At 69.8% G+C, this 18,121-nt stretch carries 16 protein-coding genes and 1 tRNA gene; 6 read left to right on the top strand and 11 right to left on the bottom strand.

Translation table 11 applies throughout. The annotated features are described in order from the left end of the window. The first annotated feature begins 25 nt into the window (after window positions 1-25). Together FZN60_RS10165 and FZN60_RS10160 are read left to right on the top strand one after the other, a co-directional pair. The gene (locus FZN60_RS10165; RefSeq protein ID WP_158873377.1) at window positions 26-2,338 is read left to right on the top strand and encodes an NADP-dependent malic enzyme; all 2,313 of its coding nucleotides are present in this window, start codon (window positions 26-28) and stop codon (window positions 2,336-2,338) included. 181 nt (window positions 2,339-2,519) lie between these two features. Next, window positions 2,520-3,281, top strand: coding sequence for a DUF2865 domain-containing protein (locus FZN60_RS10160; protein ID WP_158873376.1), 762 nt, complete (start codon window positions 2,520-2,522; stop codon window positions 3,279-3,281). Here the strand turns inward: FZN60_RS10160 and gltX are convergent. Together gltX and FZN60_RS10150 are read right to left on the bottom strand one after the other, a co-directional pair. After that, window positions 3,244-4,617 (bottom strand): glutamate--tRNA ligase, encoded by a 1,374-nt coding sequence (gene gltX / locus FZN60_RS10155; RefSeq protein WP_158873375.1) that lies wholly within the window; start codon window positions 4,615-4,617, stop codon window positions 3,244-3,246. The two genes, FZN60_RS10160 and gltX, sit on opposite strands and share 38 nt — an antisense overlap. A 35-nt stretch (window positions 4,618-4,652) precedes the next feature. Next, a complete protein-coding gene (locus tag FZN60_RS10150; protein WP_158873374.1) occupies window positions 4,653-5,930 on the bottom strand; it encodes an MFS transporter in 1,278 nt (425 codons plus the stop codon). A gap of 290 nt (window positions 5,931-6,220) precedes the next feature. Here FZN60_RS10150 and FZN60_RS10145 point away from each other — a divergent pair, with 290 nt between their 5' ends. After that, window positions 6,221-6,817: a DedA family protein gene (locus FZN60_RS10145; protein WP_158873373.1), complete on the top strand. Its 597-nt coding sequence runs from the start codon at window positions 6,221-6,223 to the stop codon at window positions 6,815-6,817. A gap of 7 nt (window positions 6,818-6,824) precedes the next feature. Here FZN60_RS10145 and FZN60_RS10140 read toward each other — a convergent pair whose 3' ends face one another. From FZN60_RS10140 to rpiA, 7 genes are all read right to left on the bottom strand, one after another. Then, window positions 6,825-7,694, bottom strand: a complete 870-nt coding sequence (locus tag FZN60_RS10140; protein WP_158873372.1) for a dioxygenase family protein — start codon at window positions 7,692-7,694, stop codon at window positions 6,825-6,827. Between the two features lie 93 nt (window positions 7,695-7,787). Continuing rightward, a complete protein-coding gene (locus FZN60_RS10135; protein ID WP_158873371.1) occupies window positions 7,788-8,210 on the bottom strand; it encodes a GFA family protein in 423 nt (140 codons plus the stop codon). 12 nt (window positions 8,211-8,222) lie between these two features. Continuing rightward, window positions 8,223-9,611: a class II 3-deoxy-7-phosphoheptulonate synthase gene (locus FZN60_RS10130; RefSeq protein WP_158873370.1), complete on the bottom strand. Its 1,389-nt coding sequence runs from the start codon at window positions 9,609-9,611 to the stop codon at window positions 8,223-8,225. A 167-nt stretch (window positions 9,612-9,778) separates the two neighbouring features. Continuing rightward, window positions 9,779-10,414: a gamma-glutamylcyclotransferase gene (locus tag FZN60_RS10125; RefSeq protein ID WP_158873369.1), complete on the bottom strand. Its 636-nt coding sequence runs from the start codon at window positions 10,412-10,414 to the stop codon at window positions 9,779-9,781. A 21-nt stretch (window positions 10,415-10,435) separates the two neighbouring features. After that, complete coding sequence (gene gor, locus FZN60_RS10120; RefSeq protein WP_158873368.1) at window positions 10,436-11,836, bottom strand: glutathione-disulfide reductase; 1,401 nt, start codon at window positions 11,834-11,836, stop codon at window positions 10,436-10,438. 106 nt (window positions 11,837-11,942) lie between these two features. Then, a complete protein-coding gene (locus tag FZN60_RS10115) occupies window positions 11,943-12,509 on the bottom strand; it encodes a DUF2059 domain-containing protein (RefSeq protein ID WP_158873367.1) in 567 nt (188 codons plus the stop codon). A gap of 108 nt (window positions 12,510-12,617) precedes the next feature. Next, complete coding sequence (gene rpiA, locus FZN60_RS10110; RefSeq protein WP_158873366.1) at window positions 12,618-13,313, bottom strand: ribose-5-phosphate isomerase RpiA; 696 nt, start codon at window positions 13,311-13,313, stop codon at window positions 12,618-12,620. 273 nt (window positions 13,314-13,586) lie between these two features. On the opposite strand from rpiA, the gene FZN60_RS10105 reads away from it, so the two are divergent. Then, entirely contained in the window at window positions 13,587-14,321 is a 735-nt protein-coding gene (locus FZN60_RS10105; RefSeq protein ID WP_158873365.1) for an HAD-IA family hydrolase, read from the top strand. A 105-nt stretch (window positions 14,322-14,426) separates the two neighbouring features. Next, window positions 14,427-14,501 (top strand) — tRNA-Val (locus FZN60_RS10100). A 337-nt stretch (window positions 14,502-14,838) separates the two neighbouring features. Here the strand turns inward: FZN60_RS10100 and FZN60_RS10095 are convergent. Both FZN60_RS10095 and FZN60_RS10090 read right to left on the bottom strand, forming a co-directional pair. Further along, window positions 14,839-15,918, bottom strand: a complete 1,080-nt coding sequence (locus FZN60_RS10095) for a tartrate dehydrogenase (RefSeq protein WP_158873364.1) — start codon at window positions 15,916-15,918, stop codon at window positions 14,839-14,841. Window positions 15,919-15,987: 69 nt separating this feature from the next. Then, window positions 15,988-16,959: a tripartite tricarboxylate transporter substrate-binding protein gene (locus tag FZN60_RS10090; RefSeq protein WP_158873363.1), complete on the bottom strand. Its 972-nt coding sequence runs from the start codon at window positions 16,957-16,959 to the stop codon at window positions 15,988-15,990. 157 nt (window positions 16,960-17,116) lie between these two features. Between FZN60_RS10090 and FZN60_RS10085 the strand changes: the two genes are divergently transcribed. Beyond that, window positions 17,117-18,031, top strand: coding sequence for a LysR family transcriptional regulator (locus tag FZN60_RS10085; RefSeq protein WP_158873362.1), 915 nt, complete (start codon window positions 17,117-17,119; stop codon window positions 18,029-18,031). Window positions 18,032-18,121: the final 90 nt, after the last annotated feature.

Genomic DNA, 18,121 nt, shown 5'->3' with positions numbered 1-18,121 from the left:
CCATTCCGCAAACGGGGATCGAGCGATGCAGCAGGACCAGGGGCAGAACGAGCGGCCGGCGCGCAGCGACCTGGACGAGCAGGCGCTGTTCTACCATCGCCATCCCAAGCCCGGTAAGCTCGCGATCCGCGCGACGAAGCCTCTCGGCAACCAGCGCGACCTCGCGCTCGCCTATTCGCCGGGCGTGGCCGCGCCCTGCCTGGAGATCGCGGCCGATCCCAGGCTCGCGGCCGACTTCACCTCGCGCTCCAACCTCGTCGCGGTCATCTCCAACGGCACGGCGGTGCTCGGTCTCGGCAATATCGGGCCGCTGGCCTCCAAGCCGGTGATGGAAGGCAAGGCGGTCCTGTTCAAGAAGTTCGCCGACATCGACGTCTTCGACATCGAGGTCGACGCGCTGGAGATCGACCGCTTCTGCAACACGGTCGAGACGCTGGAGCCGACCTTCGGCGGCATCAACCTCGAGGACATCAAGGCGCCGGAGTGCTTCGAAATCGAGGCGCGCCTGCGCGAGCGGATGCGCATTCCCGTCTTCCACGACGACCAGCACGGCACGGCGATCATCGTCGCGGCGGCGGTGAGGAACGCCCTCCTCCTGTCGAGCAAGGACATCGGCTCGGTCAAGATCGTGACGAGCGGCGCCGGCGCGGCGGCCCTCGCCTGCCTCAACCTCCTGGTCGAGCTCGGCGCGCGCCGCGAGAACATCATCTGCACCGACATCGACGGCGTGGTCTACAAGGGCCGCGAGAAGGGCATGGATCGCTGGAAGGGCGTCTATGCGGTCGAGACGGACAAGCGCACGCTGAAGGAAGCCATCCAGGGCGCCGACATCTTCCTCGGCCTCTCGGCCGGCGGCGTGCTCAAGCCCGAATTCCTGGAGGCGATGGCGCCGAACCCGCTGATCCTGGCGCTCGCCAACCCGACGCCGGAGATCATGCCGCAACTCGCCAAGGATGTGCGGCCGGACGCGATGATCTGCACCGGCCGCTCGGACTTCCCGAATCAGGTCAACAACGTCATCTGCTTCCCCTTCATCTTCCGCGGCGCGCTGGACTGCGGCGCCCGGGCGATCACGGAGGGCATGAAGAAGGCTTGCGTCGACGCGATCGCGGCGCTCGCCCGGGAGGACGTTTCGGAAGTCGCCGCCAAGGCCTACGGCTCTGACACGCCGGTCTTCGGCCCGACCTACCTCATCCCCTCGCCCTTCGATCCGCGCCTCATCCTCAAGATCGCGCCGGCCGTGGCCAAGGCGGCGATGGACGAGGGCGTCGCCGAGCGGCCGATCGCCGATTTCGAAGCCTATCTCGACAATCTCAACCGCTTCGTCTTCCGCTCCGGCCTCCTGATGAAGCCGATCTTCGGGATCGCGCGGCGCTCGGGCAAGCGGGTGATCTTCTCCGACGGCGAGGACGAGCGGGTCCTGCGCGCCGCTCAGGTGCTGATCGAGGAGGAGATCTGCCAGCCGATCCTGATCGGGCGCCCGAGCGTCATCGGCACGCGCCTCGAGCGCTACGGCCTGCGCATCCGGCCGGGCCCGGACTTCGACTTCGTGAACCCCGAGGACGATCCGCGCTACCGCGACTACGTCGACCTCTACTTCAAGAAGGTCGGCCGCCGCGGCGTGAACCCGGACACGGCGCGCACCATCGTGCGCACCAACACCACCGTGATCGGCGCGCTCGCCGTCGCGCGCGGCGAGGCGGAGGTGCTGATCTGCGGCCTGGAAGGTCGCTACGCCCCGCACGTGCGCGACATCCAGCAGGTCATCGGCCGGCGCGAGGGCGTCGCGAAGTTCGCCGCGATGAGCCTCCTCATCGGCAACAACAGCGCCAAGTTCTTCCTCGACACCTATGTCCAGCGGAATCCATCGGCCGAGGAGCTGGCGGAGATGACACTGCTCGCGGCCGCCGAGATCCGCCGCTTTGGCCTGACGCCCAAGGCCGCCTTCGTGTCGCACTCCAACTTCGGGACCGACGACACGCCGGACACGCGCAAGTTGCGGCACGCCGTGAAGCTCGTGCGCGACGCCGTGCCGGATTTCGAGGTCGACGGCGAGATGCACGGCGACGCGGCGCTGAACGAGGCGATCCGCCGCCGGCTGATGCCGGATTCGACGCTGTCGGGCGAAGCCAACCTCCTCGTCTTCCCCAATCTCGACGCGGCCAACATCACGCTCAACGTCGTGAAATCGATGACCGACGCGCTGCATGTCGGCCCCGTCCTCCTCGGCGCGGCGAGCCAGGCTCACATCCTGACGCCGTCGGTCACGTCGCGGGGCGTCGTGAACATGTCGGCGATCGCGGTGGCGGCGGCCGTGCAGAGCGGCTCCGCCAGCTAAGGATTTGCGGCCAAGGGCGATAGCCGGGGAAAGCCCAAAATCGGCCTGGAAGAATACTAAGCGATCCTAAATACCGGCCCTCGAAGCATCGTACGAGGAAAGAGGGGCGGGCATGTCGAACGCCGGCGCGGGATCGTTTTACGGACTGAGCCGCAGGGGTCGCGCAGGCGCCCTCGCCGGCATGGTGGGACTGGGTGCCCTGTCGATCCCGGCCGCCGAGGCCGGTCCCATCGCGATGCCCCCCGTGCAGACTGCGGGGTGCGTCGGCGCGGCCTGCGCGGCGCCCGTGATCCTGGTGCAGGACGGCGGCCTGATCGGGCGCATGCGCGAATGGCGAGGCTCCGAGCGGGTCGCGCCGCGGCGGGTGATCCGTCAGCGCGCCTCGTTCGAGCGCCGGCAGGCGCGCCGCTCGCGGCCGGCGGCCGAGCGTCGGCGGCCCCGCGCGCCCGAGGGGCCGGTCTACGCGCATGGCGGCACCTACACGACGATGTGCGTGCGCAGCTGCGACGGCTACTTCTTCCCGATCAGCTTCTCCACCACGGAGGACCGGTTCGACGCCGACCAGCAGGCCTGCCAGGCGCGCTGCCCCGGCATGGAGGTCAGCCTCTACGTCCACAAGGTCATGGGCGAAACGAGCGATCAGATGCGCTCGATCTCGGGCACGCCCTATACCGACCTCACCAACGCCTTCCTGTACAAGCTGAAGGGTCCGTCGCAGGATCCGGAGACCTGCGGCTGCCGCATTCCGACGCCGGTGCTCCAGGCGGTGCCCGCCTATCTCGAGGAGGAGCCGAAGGCCGGGCCGCCCGAACTCTGGACGATCCCGGTCCCGCGCTGGCGCCCGGACCCGAACGCCCCCGCCGCGATCGAGACGGCGACGCTCGAGGACGCGCCGAAGAAGACGATCAGGGTCGTCGGGCCAGCGTTCTTTCCCGACCAATGAGCGGCAGGAGCTCCGACATCTCCGGGCCGTGATCGAGGCCGGTCAGCGCCTGGCGCAGCGGCATGAACAGGGCCCGGCCCTTGCGGCCGGTCTCGGCCTTGAGGCGGTTCGTCCAGGTCTTCCAGGTGTCGCGGTCGAAGGGCCCCTCCGGCAGCCGATCGAGCGCGTCGCGCACGAAGGCGCGGTCCTCCTCGGCGAGGTCGACGGCCGGGCTCGGCGCTCCGTAGACGATGCCGGCCCACGCGGCCGCATCGGCCACGCGCGCGCAGTTGCCGGCGACAGCGCGCCAGAACGCCTCGCTCTCGGCCTCCGGAACGCCGAAGCCGCGCAGGGCAGCCGCGACCTCGCCGTGCGGCTTGGCGTGGACCAGTTCGGCGCTCAGCCGGTCGAGTTCGGCCGGATCGAACTTGGCGGCGGACTGCGAGACGGCGGACAGGTCCAGCCGCGCGGCGAGCGCGTCGAGGCTCGGCAGCGCTTCGATCGAGCCGGACATGCCGACCTCGATGGCGAGCGAGGCGACGGCCATCGGCTCGTAGCCCTCCGCCCGCAGCGTCCGGAGGCTGAGCGAGCCGCTGCGCTTCGACAGGCCCTCGCCGCTGACGGTGGTGAGGAGATTGTGGTGGCCGAATCGCGGCGGCACGAAGCCGAGCGCTTCGAACAGCGCGATCTGGACGCCGGTGTTCGTCACGTGGTCGTCGCCGCGGATGACGTGGGTGATGCCGAGCTCGCCGTCGTCGACGACGGAGGGCAGCGTGTAGAGGTAGCTGCCGTCCTCGCGCACCAGCACGGGATCGGAGAGCGAGGCGAGGTCGACGCTCTGGGACCCGCGCACGAGGTCGTCCCACTCCACGATCGTCCGGCGCGGCTGCAGCGGGTCAGCCTCGAAGTTCGGCAGGAGGAAGCGCCAGTGCGGGCGGCGCCCCTCCTCCTCCAGCCGTCGGCGATCGTCCTCGCTCAGCTTCAGCGCGTCGCGGCCGTAGACCGGCGGCAGGCCGCGGCCCATGAGCCGCTTGCGGCGCCGGTCCAGCTCGTCCGGCGTCTCGTAGCACGGATAGAGCAAGCCGCGGTCGCGCAGGCGGTCGGCGCTCGTGTCGTAGAGCCCGACGCGGTCGGATTGGCGGAGCGTCACGTGCGGACGGATGCCGATCCAGGCGAGGTCCTCGACGATCGCCTCCGCATATTCGGCGCGCGAGCGCTCCGCGTCGGTGTCGTCGAAGCGCAGGAGGAAGCGCCCGCCCTCGCGGGCGGCGAAGAGCCAGTTGAACAGCGCGGTGCGCAGATTGCCGATGTGGATGAAGCCCGTCGGCGAGGGCGCGAAGCGAACGAAGACCGTCATGCCCGCGACCTAGGCCAAGCCGGGCCGGCTGGCAATCAGCCTTTGCCCGGCGACAAGGGCTCGCCGGAGCCCGGCTGGAGGAGCGGCGGCTCGGCGGGCACAGGCTCCGGCACCGCGCGCGGCGCGATCCGCGGTGCGACGATCGCGAAGGCGGTGAGGCAGACGAGGCCGTAGAGCGCCATGGCGTTGATCTGCAGCGGATAGGACACGCCGCGATCGATGAGGACGCCGGTCAGGCCGGGGCCGATCGCGCTGCCGAGAACGATCGCCGCCCAGACCACGGAGCGGATCGCGCCGAGATGGCGCGTACCGTAGAGCTCGGGCCAGAGCGCGCCGACGAGCGTTCCGTTGAGCCCGTTGGAAGCGCCGACGAGCACCATGAAGACCGGCACGGCCCAGGTCGCCTCGACGTTGGCGGCGACGAGGCAGGCGAGGATCAGCGGCACGAGAAGGAACGGCAGGATCCGCACCGCCGCGAAGCGGTCGATCAGCCAGCCGCAGACGAGCACGAAGACGACGGAGGTCACCGAAAGCAGCGGGAAGGTCGCGGCGATCAGCCCGTCCGGCCAGCCGCGCAGCTCGGTCAGGTAGTTCTGGTGGAAGAACAGCGTGGTGACGACGAAGGGCGGCGCGAGAACCCCGAAACAGACGACGTAGAAGCGCCAGTCGCGCAGCACCTCGCCGCGCGTGCGATCGGGCGCGGCCGGGCGTCCGCCGGCCGCCGCCGGCTCCGTTGAGGGATCGCGCTCGCGCGCCGCGAGGGCGGCGATCAGCGGCAGCGCGAGGCCCGCGAGGATCACGGCGGCCGCGACCCAGTTGCCCCGCCATCCGACGATCTCGGCGCCGGCGAGGAACAGGAGCGGGAACAGCGCCTCCCCGCCCATGAAGCCGAGCGTCACGAGGGACGTCGCGCGCCCGCGATTGGCCGAGAACCAGCGGCCTGTCGCCGTGTAGGCTGTCTGGGACATCATGCCCTGGCCGAAGAGGCGCAGGAGGTAGATCGCGAGAAACAGGACGGCGAGGTTGTCGGCCGCCGCCATCAGGAGGCAGGCGCCGGCAAGCACCGTGATCACGACGCTCCCCATGGCCCGCGCCGACCAGGCATCCAGCAGCCGTCCGAAGAAGGGCAGCGTCGAGGCGCTGGCGAGGGTCGCGGCCATGTAGACGAGGCCGAAGCCGCCGTTCGTCAGGTCGAGCTCGCGCCGGATGTCGGCATTGGACAGGGCGATGAAGAAGGTCTGCCCGAAGGAGGAGAAGAAGCAGAGGAGGAAGCCGCCGGCGATCCAGCGGGCGTTCCGTGCGAGAAAGGACATGGGTTCGGGCAGCCTGCGGGCCTGAGAAGCGCGGAGCGGTACCGCCGGGGAAACGGACGCGTCGGCACTACCATTCCGCGGCATTCGCGGCCAGGACGGGCGGCAAGCTGGATCGAAGCCGGCTCTGCGGCGTTTGACGGATGTCGCCGACGGGTCGTAATAGCTCCGGCCATCGAATCGCAGCCGGCCGCCGCTCGCCGCGGAGACCCGGCCGATGGGCGCGAAGTGCCGCCGCCCGGCTCCGCACGTCCCGTTCAACAGAGCGGCCGCCGCCTCGCCTCGGAGACCGCGTGAACGAGATTCTCAGCCTCATCAGCCAGTTCGGCCCCGTGATCGTCTTCATCGGCACCTTCTTCGAGGGTGAGGTGTTCGCGATCATCGGCGGCTTTCTCGCCTATCGCGGCTCCTATCCCTTCGAATTCATCATCGCCCTGGCCTTCATCGGCTCCTTCCTGGGCGATCTGTCGGTGTTCCTGTTCGCGCGCTTCTGGAGCAATCACCGGTGGGTGGCGCGCTGGCGCCGGCGCGAGAAGTTCGCCAAGGCCATCCGCCTCGTCGAGCGCTACCAAGCCTTCTTCGTGATCGTGAACCGCTACATCTACGGGCTTCGGATGCCGGGGCTGATCGCTCTCGGGCTCAGCCGGATCTCGGTGACGCGCTTCCTGATCCTGAACCTCATCGGCGCCGGGATCTGGGCGACGCTCTTCACGACGATCGGCTTCGTCTTCGGCCACGCGATCGGCGCCGTCTTCGCGCGGCTCGAGGTGGTGGAGCGCGGCGTCGGCATCGCGCTCGCGGTGATCGCCGTTGGCCTCGCCGGCTGGTTCGCCTGGCGCCAATGGGGGCCGGCGCTGATGCAGCGCCGGCGCGGCAACGAGGCCGACTGAGGCCGAGTCAGGCGAAGGAGCCGACCCGCGGCAGGTGCCGCAACGTTTCCACCTCCGTCGCCAGCGCGTTCGCCGCTTCGTCCAGGCCGAAGGCGAAGGCCTCCATGCCGATCGCCCCGTAGTCGCGGCTGGAATGCAGGAGTTGCACCGCCTCGGACGAGTCGGCCGCGCCGAGCGCCACGAAGAGCGGCATCAGGTGCTCGTCGCTCGGATGGTTCTGCACGGCGAAGGGCGCGAGGCTCCGGTAGTCGAGCAGCGCCGCGCGATCGCCGGCCAGGATGCGCTCCGACATCCAGTCCGCGAAGGCGTCGACGAAGGCCGGAACCTCGGCGTCGCGCCGGCCGGACCGCACGTTGACGAAGGCGGCGCGCAGGTCGTGCGTGAACGCGCCCGAACCGATCACCAGCACGTCCTCGTCGCGCAGGGCGCGCAGCGCGGCTCCGAGCCTGTGGTGATGCTCGGGACCCGCCGACGGATCGACCGACACCTGGACCACCGGCACGTCCGCTTGCGGCCGCATCAGGTGGAGCGGAACCCAGGTCCCGTGATCGAAGCCGCGATCGGCCGCCAAGCGCGCCGGCAGGCCGGCCATGCCGAGCCGCGCGACGATCTCGCCCGCGAGCGCCGGATCGCCGGGCGCGGGATACTCGATCTCGTAGAGGCGTCGATCGAAGCCGCCGAAGTCGCGGATCGTGGCGGGCGCGGCGTCGGCGGATACGAGGACCTCGCCCTCCGCCTCGAAATGGGCGCTCGCCACGAGGATGGCCCGCGGCCTGGCAAGCCGGGCGAAGAGGCCGCGCAGGAAGGCCGTCGCCGGCATGTCGGCGATGGCGATGTCGGGCGCACCGTGGGAAATGAACAGGCTCGGCTGGCGCATGGAAGAGGCTCCTCGATCGTGAGGAGAACGTAGCGACCCGCACCCGCGAGCGTCAGATGCCGCGCATCCGACGCATCGTTCACCGATCCGGCATCACTCGTCGTCGCCGGCGAATTGCGGCAGGCCGTCGGTGATCTCGTAGTAGCTGCCCTTCTCGCCCACGAAGATGTGGTGCGAGGCGACGAGGCCCGACGGCTCGTCGAAACAGCCGGCCTCGATCGAGATGCGCGCGCCCTCCGCCGGCTTCCAGAACAGGACGGAGCCGCAGGTGCGGCAGAAGCCGCGCTCCGCCGCCGGCGTCGCGGAGAACCACGTCAGCGTGCCGGCATCGTCGTGGACCGTCAGCCGATCGTGGGGCACGCTCGTGCAGGCGAAGAAGTGGCCCGACTGGCGCCGGCAGGATTCGCAGTGGCAGTAGATGACCGGCCGAAGCTCTCCGCGCGCCTCGAAGCGCACGGAGCCGCAAAGGCAGCGGCCGCCATGGACCGCCGTTTCGTTCGCGTCGAGCGCGCTCATCCGCCGATCACCTCAGAAGTTCACCGCGTGCTTCTCGGGCTGGGCCACGGTCTCGCGGTCCTTCTTGAGAAGCTCGGCGACGAGGAAGGCGAGCTCCAGCGCCTGGTTGGCGTTGAGCCGCGGGTCGCAATGCGTGTGGTAGCGGTCGGACAGGTTCTCGGCGAGAACCGGCCGCGTGCCGCCCGTGCATTCCGTCACGTCCTTGCCGGTCATCTCGACGTGGATGCCGCCGGCATGGCTCCCTTCCGCCCGGTGGACGGCGAAGAAGCCCTCGATCTCGCTGAGGATGCGGTCGAAGGGCCGCGTCTTGTAGCCGTTCGCGGTGATCGTGTTGCCGTGCATCGGATCGCAGGACCAGACCACCTTGCGGCCCTCGCGCTGGATCGCGCGGACGAGCTTGGGCAGGTGGGCCTCGACCTTCTCGTGGCCGAAGCGGGTTATCAGCGTCAGGCGGCCGGCGCGGTTCTCCGGGTTCAGCTTGTCGACGAGGCGCAGCAGCGCGTCCGGCTCCAGCGAGGGGCCGCACTTCAGGCCGACCGGGTTCTTGATGCCGCGGCAGTACTCGACGTGAGCGTTGTTCTCCTGGCGCGTGCGATCGCCGATCCAGATCATGTGGCCCGAGGTGCCGTACCAGTCGCCCGAGGTCGAATCGACGCGCGTCAGCGCCTCCTCGTAGCCGAGAAGCAGCGCCTCGTGGCTCGTGAAGAAGTCGGTTTCGCGTAGGCTACGATTGTTGTCGGCGTCGATGCCGATCGCCCGCATGAACTGCATCGTCTCGGTGATGCGGTCGGCGAGCTTGCCGTAACGCTCCGCCTCCGGGCTGCCGGACACGAAGCCGAGCATCCACTGCTGGACGTTCTCGAGATTGGCGTAGCCGCCCTGCGCGAAAGCGCGGAGCAGATTCAGCGTCGCGGCCGACTGGCGGTAGGCCATGATCTGCCGTTCCGGGTTCGGGATGCGCGAGGCCTCGTCGAACTCGGTGCCGTTGATGATGTCGCCGCGATAGGACGGCAGCGAGGTCTCGCCGACCGTCTCGAAGGGCGCCGAGCGCGGCTTGGCGAACTGACCGGCGATGCGTCCGACCTTCACCACAGGCTGGGCGCCGGCGAAGGTCAGGACGACGGCCATCTGCAGGAAGGCGCGGAAGAAGTCGCGGATGTTGTCCGCGCCGTGCTCGGCGAAGCTCTCGGCGCAGTCGCCCCCCTGCAGAAGGAAGGCGCGTCCCTCGGCCACCTCACCGAGCGCGGCGGTGAGCTTGCGGGCCTCGCCTGCGAACACCAGCGGCGGAAAGCTCGCGAGTCGCTTCTCGGTATCGGCCAGCGCGGCGGCGTCGGGATAGGACGGCACCTGCTCGATCGGCTTGGAACGCCAGCTCGACGGGGTCCAGTTCGCAGCAGCCATGCACGCCTCCTTCGCCGCCCTCGTCCGGGCGGGACTTTCCATTCGCGACCGGGTTTTCGGGGTTCGAGGGTCGGTCCGGCCGATTTCGGCCGCGCCCGCATCGCGTCGGGCGCCTTTAAGCATCGTTTCGCCGAAATGTCATCTTTGGCGACGCGAGGGCTTGCCGCTCAGGGACACTGCTCCACGCGAGCGCCCGCCTCGCGCACCAGGCGGTCGAACAAGGCAGCGTCCTCGTCGGCCAGCCGGACGGCTCGCGGATAGCGCGGCGCGTGGCGGTCGGCGAGGATCGTGCGGGCGAAGCCTTCGGTTCGGGACACGAAGCGCCGCACCCCGGCTTCGCCGTAAAGCACCAGGAACCCTTGCAGCACGGCGTCGAGGTAGGACTGCAGGATCGGCGGCGCGGCGGCGCCCTCGACGGTCGCCAGACGCGGCGCCTCGTAGATGTGCAGCGGAACGCCCGACAGCGGCGGCGCCTCGATCGTCACGCGGGCCGGCTCGACGATGCGCCGGTCGTAGCCGACCTCGCGCTCGTCCACCGCGGGCAGGTGGTCGGCATGATCGTAGACGACGACGCCCTGCACCACCTCGCCCTCCTCCCGCGCGACCGACAGGAGCGCGGGCCCCAAGTCGCCGCCGCGCGGCGTCCAGAAGCGGCGCCAGCCCACGACTTCCGCCCGGCGGATCGCCAGGAACTTCGTGCGCAGCGTCAGCCGGTTCACCAGCGAGCCGTAGCCGAAATAGGCGACCACCCGGCCCGATTCGCCGAGGCGCCGCAGGTCCGGATCGTCGGGATGGATCTCCATGAAACCCCGCTGGATCGCGTGTCAGGCCGCGACCCGCTCGCCCTTCTCCAGGCGATAGGTCGGCTCGTACATCGTGACCAGCTCCTCGGCCGCGGTCGGGTGGACCGCCATGGTCGCGTCGAACTGGTCCTTGGTCAGCCCCGCCTTGACGGCGATGCCGAGGAGCTGGCTCATCTCGCCGGCATCCGGCCCCAGGATATGCGCGCCGACGACCTTGCGGGTGCCCGCGTCCACCACGAGCTTCACCAGCATCGTCTCGTCGCGGCCCGACATGGTGTTGCGCATCGGCTTGAACTTGGCGCGGTAGATCTCCACCGAATCGAGGCTCGCCGCCGCCTGCGCCTCGGTCAGGCCGACCGTGCCGATCTCCGGCTGCGAGAACACGGCGGTCGGGATCGTGTCGTAGTCGGGCACCGTCGGCTTGTTCTTGAAGGCCGTCTCGATGAAGCACATGGCCTCGTGGATCGCGACGGGGGTCAGCTGCACGCGGTTCGTCACGTCGCCGACCGCATAGACGTTGGGCGCGGTCGTGCGGGAATAGCGGTCGACCTTGACGGCCCCCTTCTCGTCGAGCTCGACGCCGGCGTTCTCGCAGCCGAGATCCTCGGTGTTCGGCTTGCGACCGATCGCCAGCATCACCTCGTCCGCATCGTGGACGTGGCCCTTCTGCGTGTGCGCCTCGAAGCGGCCGTCGGCCTTCTGGCGCACCTCGACGAGCGTGTCCTCGCAGTCGATGCGCACGCCCTTCTTCACCATGGCCTGATGCAGCTCGTGGCGCAGATCGTCGTCGAAGCCCTGGAGGATCTCCTTGCCGCGGTAGATCAGCGTCGTGCGGACGCCGAGGTTCACGAAGATGTTGGCGAACTCGACCGCGATGTAGCCGCCGCCCAGGATCACGATCGATCCCGGCAGCCGCTTCAGGTGGAAGGCTTCGTTGGAGGAGATGCAATGCTCGGCGCCGGGCAGTCCCGGAAACGGGTTCGGCCGCCCGCCGGTCGCGATCAGGATCGTGCCGGCCGTGATCCGCTTGTCGGTCGCGACGAGGCGGATCTCGTTCGGACCCTCGATCGTCGCGCGGCTGCGCAGGATCTCGACGCCGGCCTTTTCGAGGTTGGTCGCGTAGATCCGCTCCAGCCGGTCGATCTCGCGATCCTTGTTGGCGATCAGCGTCGGCCAGTCGAACGAGCTGGGGCCGACCGACCAGCCGAAGCCGGCCGCGTCCTCGAAGGCCTCGGGGAACTGCGAGGCGTAGACGAAGAGCTTCTTGGGAACGCAGCCGCGGATGACGCAGGTCCCGCCGTAGCGGAACTCCTCGGCGATGGCGACGCGCTTGCCGAGAAGGGCGGCGCGGCGTGCCGCCCGCACGCCCCCCGAGCCGCCGCCGATCACGAAGAGGTCATAGTCGAACTGGATATCGGCCACGCGCGGAACACTCCTCGACGAAACGAAAAAGGCGGCTCGAACGAACCGCCTCCACGTAGTGCAGGATGCCGCGCCGCGCCAGCCGAGCGGCGGCGCTCCGGCGATCTCAGTTGCTGGCGGCCGCGCCCGTGGTCGGGGCGGCGACGCCGCCCTCCGCGGCGCCGGCCGGCGCGTTGGCGGCGACGATCTGGCGCATGCCCTCGCCGGCGCTGGTGCGCAGGTCGCGCATGATGCCGTTGGCCCAGACGTCGGCGGCCGACATCATCTCGCGCGTGGCGACCGGCCCCTGCGACAGGAGCTTCTTGCCCGCGTCGGTCTGGTAGAAGGCGGCGATCTCGTTCAGCTCCTGCTCGGTGAAGAGCTTGGCGTAGACGCGGGCCACCTCGTTCTCCAGGTCACCGCGGCGCGCGGCCAGCTCGATCGCCTTGTCGTCCACCATGGTCGAGATTTCGCCCTGGAGGTTCGGATTGTTGACGATCAGCTCCGCCTTGATCTGCGTCGCGGCGTTGAGGAGAATGTTGTCGAACTGCTCGGTGGCCTGGATGGCGCCGATCGCGCTGCGCGCGGCGGCGAGATGGCCGCTGCTGATCTCCTGCGCCTGGACCGACGCAGAGCAGACAAGCATCAGGCTCGCCAGAAGGGTGCCGCGAAGCGTCCTTGCGCTGAAGATCATGGAAATCTCGTCTCCGAAGGTTTGAACGTCGTTCAACGTCTGCGTCCGCCCCGCAGGCCGCAGAGGCGACCCGTCACGGTGGCTTTTACGGCGCGGGCGGCCGGGCGATCAAGGCTTGATGCGAGACAGGCCGCCGCTACCCGCGACGATCGCCTCGCTGGCCAAGCCGATGAACAGGCCGTGCTGAACGACGCCGGGAACGTCCAGGAGCGCGCGCGACAGCGCTTCTGGATCGGGAATGCGGCGGAAAGATGCATCCAGGATCAGGTGGCCGCCATCGGTGATGAACGGCCCCTCGCCCGCCTTGCGCACCGTGATGTCGCCCGACAGGCCGAGCGACGCCGCGACCTTGCGGATCTGGAGATAGGTCGCGAAGACGCCGAAGCCGTTGACCTCGATGGGCAGCGGGAAGGCGCCAAGCATCTCCACGACCTTGGTTCCGTCGGCGATCACGATCATGCGCTTCGAAGCGCTCGCGACGATCTTCTCGCGCAGGAGCGCGCCGCCGCCGCCCTTGATCAGCGCGAGACCCGGCCCGATCTCGTCGGCGCCGTCCACGGTGACGTCGAGCTCCGGGCACTCGTCGAGCGGCACAGTGGGCACCGAGCAGGCCCGGCAGAGCGCTTCCGTGCGCTCCGAGGTCGCGACGCCGACGATCGACAGGCCGCCGCTCACCCGTTCGGCGAGGACGCGCACGAAGGCCTCGGCGGTCGAGCCCGTGCCGATCCCGACGCGCATGCCGTCGCGGATCTCGTCCGCGGCCGCCCGGGCCGCCGCCGTCTTCAGTTCCGCCGCATCCGCCATGAACAAGCTCCTCCCGTCCGCGTCATCAAGCCTCTAGAGGCTCGGCGCGGGCGGAGGCAAGCCTTTGCCCGCGTAAGCCCTTCCTTAAGCGCGGCGTGGCTGAATGTTCCGATCCGCGCCGTTCGAAAAGCGTGTCGATCCTGCCGCAGGGTGCGTCGGATCGGCGGCGCCTCGCCGGTGCGGCGGTTGACCTCGCGCCCTCTCGCGCTTCAACCGTCACACGACGAGGCGGCGGCCGGGGCAATCGGCGATCGCGCAGGAACGGGACAGGGCATGAGCGTGGCGCCGACCGCCATCTTCGATCTCGACGGGACGCTTGTCGATACCGCGCCGGACCTCGCCGCGAGCCTCGACCACTGCCTGGCCGCGGCAGGCCTTCCCCTCGCCGGCCTCGCCCGCATCCGCCCGCATGCCGGCCACGGCGCCCAGGCCATGCTGCGCCTCGGCTACGACTGGGCCGGCGCGCCGCTGTGGGGCGACGAGCTCGCCGGCCAGACCGCGCGCTTCCTCGCCTTCTACGAGGCCAACATCGCGGTGTCCTCCAAGCTCTATCCCGGCGCGACGGACGCGCTCGACCGCCTGGCCTCGGCCGGCTTCCGCCTCGCCGTCTGCACCAACAAGACGGAGCGCCTCGCACGCCTCCTCCTGGCCGGCCTCGGCCTCGACGCGCGCTTTTCGGCCATCTGCGGCGCCGACACCTTCCCGGCGCGCAAGCCCGATCCCGTCCACATCCTCGGCACGCTCGCCCAAGCGGGCGGCGAGGCGTCGCGCGCGGTGATGATCGGCGATTCGCGCACCGACCTCGACGCGGCGGGCGCGGTCGCGATGCCCTCCGTCCTGATGGACTTCGGAGACGCCGCCCTCGACGCGGACGACCGCGCCAAGGCCGCCCTTATCCTGCCGAGCTTCGACGCGCTCGACGCCTCGAGCCTCCTGTGCCTCGCCACGGGACGTCGCCCCATCGACGCCCATCATCGGCCCCCGCTCCTCGCCGCGGCCGCCGAATAGCGCCGGCACGCAAAGCGCCGGCCCAAAGCCGACGCCGTGTTGACGAAACGATCAATCCCGACGTATATCGCCTCACCACCGCCGAGGCGCTTCGCCCGACGGCCAGGGCGCGTAGCTCAGCGGGAGAGCACCTCGTTCACACCGAGGGGGTCACAGGTTCGATCCCTGTCGCGCCCACCATTATTCGACATGACATCGTAGTTTGACGAAGCGGGCCACCGTGATCGCGCGGTGAGATCGTGGATGACGACGTCCGATGGCCGGACGGGCGTTGCATCGATTCGAGCGGCGAAGCTGCCCGCATCCAAAGGCATCCTCCCGAGGCCGCCGGTTGAGCGGTGTGTTCACGGTCAAGCGAGGCGCGCGGCGCTTCGGACACGTCGGATCGGGATGTGAGCGCCGGTCCGGCAGGGGCCGGGGGCCATGGCAGGCGGTCGACTGGGATCGACGAGCCACGCCGAACCCAATCGTTGACCGTCGCCGCCGCGACGATGGCTCCCCTTAAGGCCGCTGCGCCTCAGACTACGATGTTCGAGCCGCGGATGGCTTCGCAGACGGCGTCGGTGACCTGGCGCGTGGTGGCCGTGCCGCCAACGTCGGGCGTTGTCACGCCGCTGCCGGTGACCGTCTCCACCGCGTGCATCAGACGCTTGGCGGCGTTGGGCTGGCCGAGATGCTCCAGCATCTGCGCGGCCGTCCAGAAGGTCGCGACGGGGTTGGCGATGCCCTTGCCGGTGATGTCGAAGGCCGAGCCGTGGATCGGCTCGAACATCGAGGGGAAGCGACGCTCCGGGTCGATGTTGCCGGTCGGCGCGACGCCGAGGCTACCGGCGAGCGCGCCGGCGAGATCCGACAGGATGTCGGCGTGGAGGTTCGTCGCGACGATGGTGTCGAGGCTTTGGGGCTTGAGCGTCATGCGGACCGTCATCGCGTCGACCAGCATCTTGTCCCAGGTCACGTCCGGGAACTCGCGCGCCACCTCGGCGGCGATCTCGTCCCACATCACCATGCCGTGGCGCTGGGCGTTGGACTTGGTGACGACGGTGAGGAATTTGCGGGGCCGCGACTGCGCGAGCTTGAAGGCGTAGCGCATGATGCGGGTGACGCCGACGCGGGTGAAGATCGCGACCTCGGTGCCGACCTCCTCGGGCAGCCCGCGATGCGCGCGCCCGCCATGGCCGGAATACTCGCCTTCCGAGTTCTCGCGCACGATCACCCAGTCGAGGTCGCCCGGCTTCACGCCCGCCAGCGGCGACACGATGCCCGGCAGGATCTTGGTCGGCCGCACGTTGGCGTACTGGTCGAAGCCCTGGCAGATCGGCAGGCGCAGGCCCCAGAGCGTGACGTGGTCCGGAACGTCCGGCGCGCCGACCGCGCCGAAGAAGATCGCGTCGAAGGCCTTCAGCCGCTCGATGCCGTCCGCCGGCATCATCGCGCCGTTGCGCCTGTAATAGTCCGACCCCCAGTCGAAATGGGTGATGTCGAGCTTGAAGGTGCCCTCGCGCCGTTCGAGCGCTTCGAGGGCCTGAAGGCCGGCGGCGATCACCTCGGGGCCGATGCCGTCGGCGGGAATGGCGGCGATCTTGTAGGACTGCATGGGAGACTTCCGGGTCAGGTCACGGGGGAGCGCCGGGCGGATCCGGCCGCTCAGTGGCGGAGGTTAGGATCAGGGCTGCTTGGCGTCGGCGAGGAGCTTGCTCCAGCGCTCGATCTCGGACTGGAACCGCTCGTCGAGGGCCGCGGGCGTGGCGAGGTCGGACGGCACGGGCGCCGTTCCGAGACCGGCGAAGCGCTCGATGACGGTCGGGTCGGTCAGCGCCTTCTGGAGCGATACGGACAGGCGCTGGCGGATCGGCTCCGGCGTGTCCTTGGGCGCCCAGATCGCGTGCCAGGCAGTGATCTCGAAGCCGGGAACGCCGCTCTCGGCGAGCGTCGGCACGTCGGGAAGAATGGCGATCGGCTTCGTCGTCGTCACGGCGTAGGGACTGATCTCGCCGGCCTTGATCTGGTTCGCGGTGTTGGTGGTCTGGTCGCACATGAGGTCGATCTGGCCGCCGACGAGGTCGGTCATGGCCGGGCCCGTACCCTTATAGGGAACGACCGTCAGCTCGACGCCCGTGGCGTCGGCGAGGAGGCGCCCGCAGAGATCCGAGACGGCGCCGACGCCGGCCGTGCCGAAGGTCGCGCCGGCCCCTTCGCTCTTCAACCAGGTCAGGAGCGCGCCGACATCCGCGGGCTCGAGATCCTTGCGTCCGACGAGGGTCATCGGCACGTCCGTGACGAGGCCGACGGAGGAGAAGTCCGTGCCCGGCTCGTAGGCGAGGTCGGGATAGAGCGCGCCGAAGGTCGAGACCGCGACGTGGTAGAGCAGCAGCGTGTAGCCGTCGGGCTCGGCCTTGACGACCTGCCCGGCGCCGAGCGAGCCGCCGGCGCCGCCGACGTTCTCGATCAGCACCTGCTGGCCGAGATCCTTTGTCATCGCTTCGGCGACGAGACGCGCGACGGTGTCGCTCGGGCCGCCGGCCGCCGCGGGAACGAGGATCGTCACCGGCTTCGAAGGATAGGCGTCCTGCGAGAAGGCCGGCGCGGCGAACGCCATCGCCACCGTCGCGAGGGCCGCGGTCAAAACGGTCTTCATATCGTCCTCCCTGGTCGAGGCGGGCCGGACCGGATCGATGTCCGAGCGCCCATCCCCTCGGCACCGCTCCCACGGCGCCTGACGGTCCCAGGCATAGATCGGGAGCCCGTCGATCCCCATGACCTCGCGATTATATTTTCTTCCGATATGATCGGGCATGGACCTGAAGCAGATGCGCTGCGTGCTGGCGGCCGCCGACGAGATGCATTTCGGCCGCGCGGCCCGCGCGCTCGACATGCTGCCGGCTGGCCTCGGCCGGCAGATCCGATCGGCGGAGGAGGAGCTCGGCGTCGTTCTCTTCGAGCGCACGACGCGCAGCGTCGTCCTGACCGAGGCCGGGCGCGACTTCGTGCGCGAGGCGCGGCCGCTGATCGAGGCGGTGGACGGCATGGTCGAGCGCCTGCGCGACCGCGGCCGCTCGGTCAGCCGCGTGATCCGGCTCGGCGCCATCGACAGCGCGGCGGCCGGGCTCGTGCCCGCGCTCATCCAGGATCTGCACGAGATCGACCCGGCCCTGTGGATCCAGCTCACGGAAGACAAGTCGATCCGGCTGGTCCCCAAGCTCCTGTCGGGGCGGCTCGACTTCGCATTGATCCGGCCCGGCGCCCGGCTCGATCCGCGGCTGCATACGCGCTTCCTACTCCATGAAACCGCCGTCGTGGCGCTGCCCGCCGGTCACGCGCTGGCCGAGCGGGCCGCCGTCTCGATCGGCGAACTCGCGGAGGTCGCGATGATCATCCCGGAGCGCCGCTCGCGCCCGCACAGCCACGACCTCACGATGAAGCTCTTCGAGGAGAAGGGTCTGACGCCGCGGATCGCGCAGATCGCCGAGGAGAAGCACACCATCCTCAACATGGTCGCCGCGGGGCTCGGCGCCGCGATCGTGCCGTCCTGGTCGTCGCGGATCGCGGTCGCGGGCGTCGCCTTCAAGCCGCTCGCCGGACAATCCGCCTCCGGCGCGAACCGGCTGCCGCTCGCCGTCGCCTGGCAGGCCCAGGTCCGCGACGCGAATCGCGACCGCATCCTCGACCTTCTGCGGGATCATCTCGCTCGCTACGCCGCGCGAGCGTAACGCCATCGCCACGCGGCGCCCTCGATGGTGAGGAGCGGCCGAGCCCGGTTCGACGAACCCGACCGACCGATGCGTCGACAATCGCTTGCC

This window comes from Antarcticirhabdus aurantiaca (genome assembly GCF_009765365.1).
Taxonomy (GTDB): Bacteria; Pseudomonadota; Alphaproteobacteria; order Rhizobiales; family Rhizobiaceae; genus Antarcticirhabdus; species Antarcticirhabdus aurantiaca.
The sequence above is the reverse complement of the archived record's forward strand: the minus strand, read 5'-3'. Positions and strand labels throughout refer to the sequence as shown.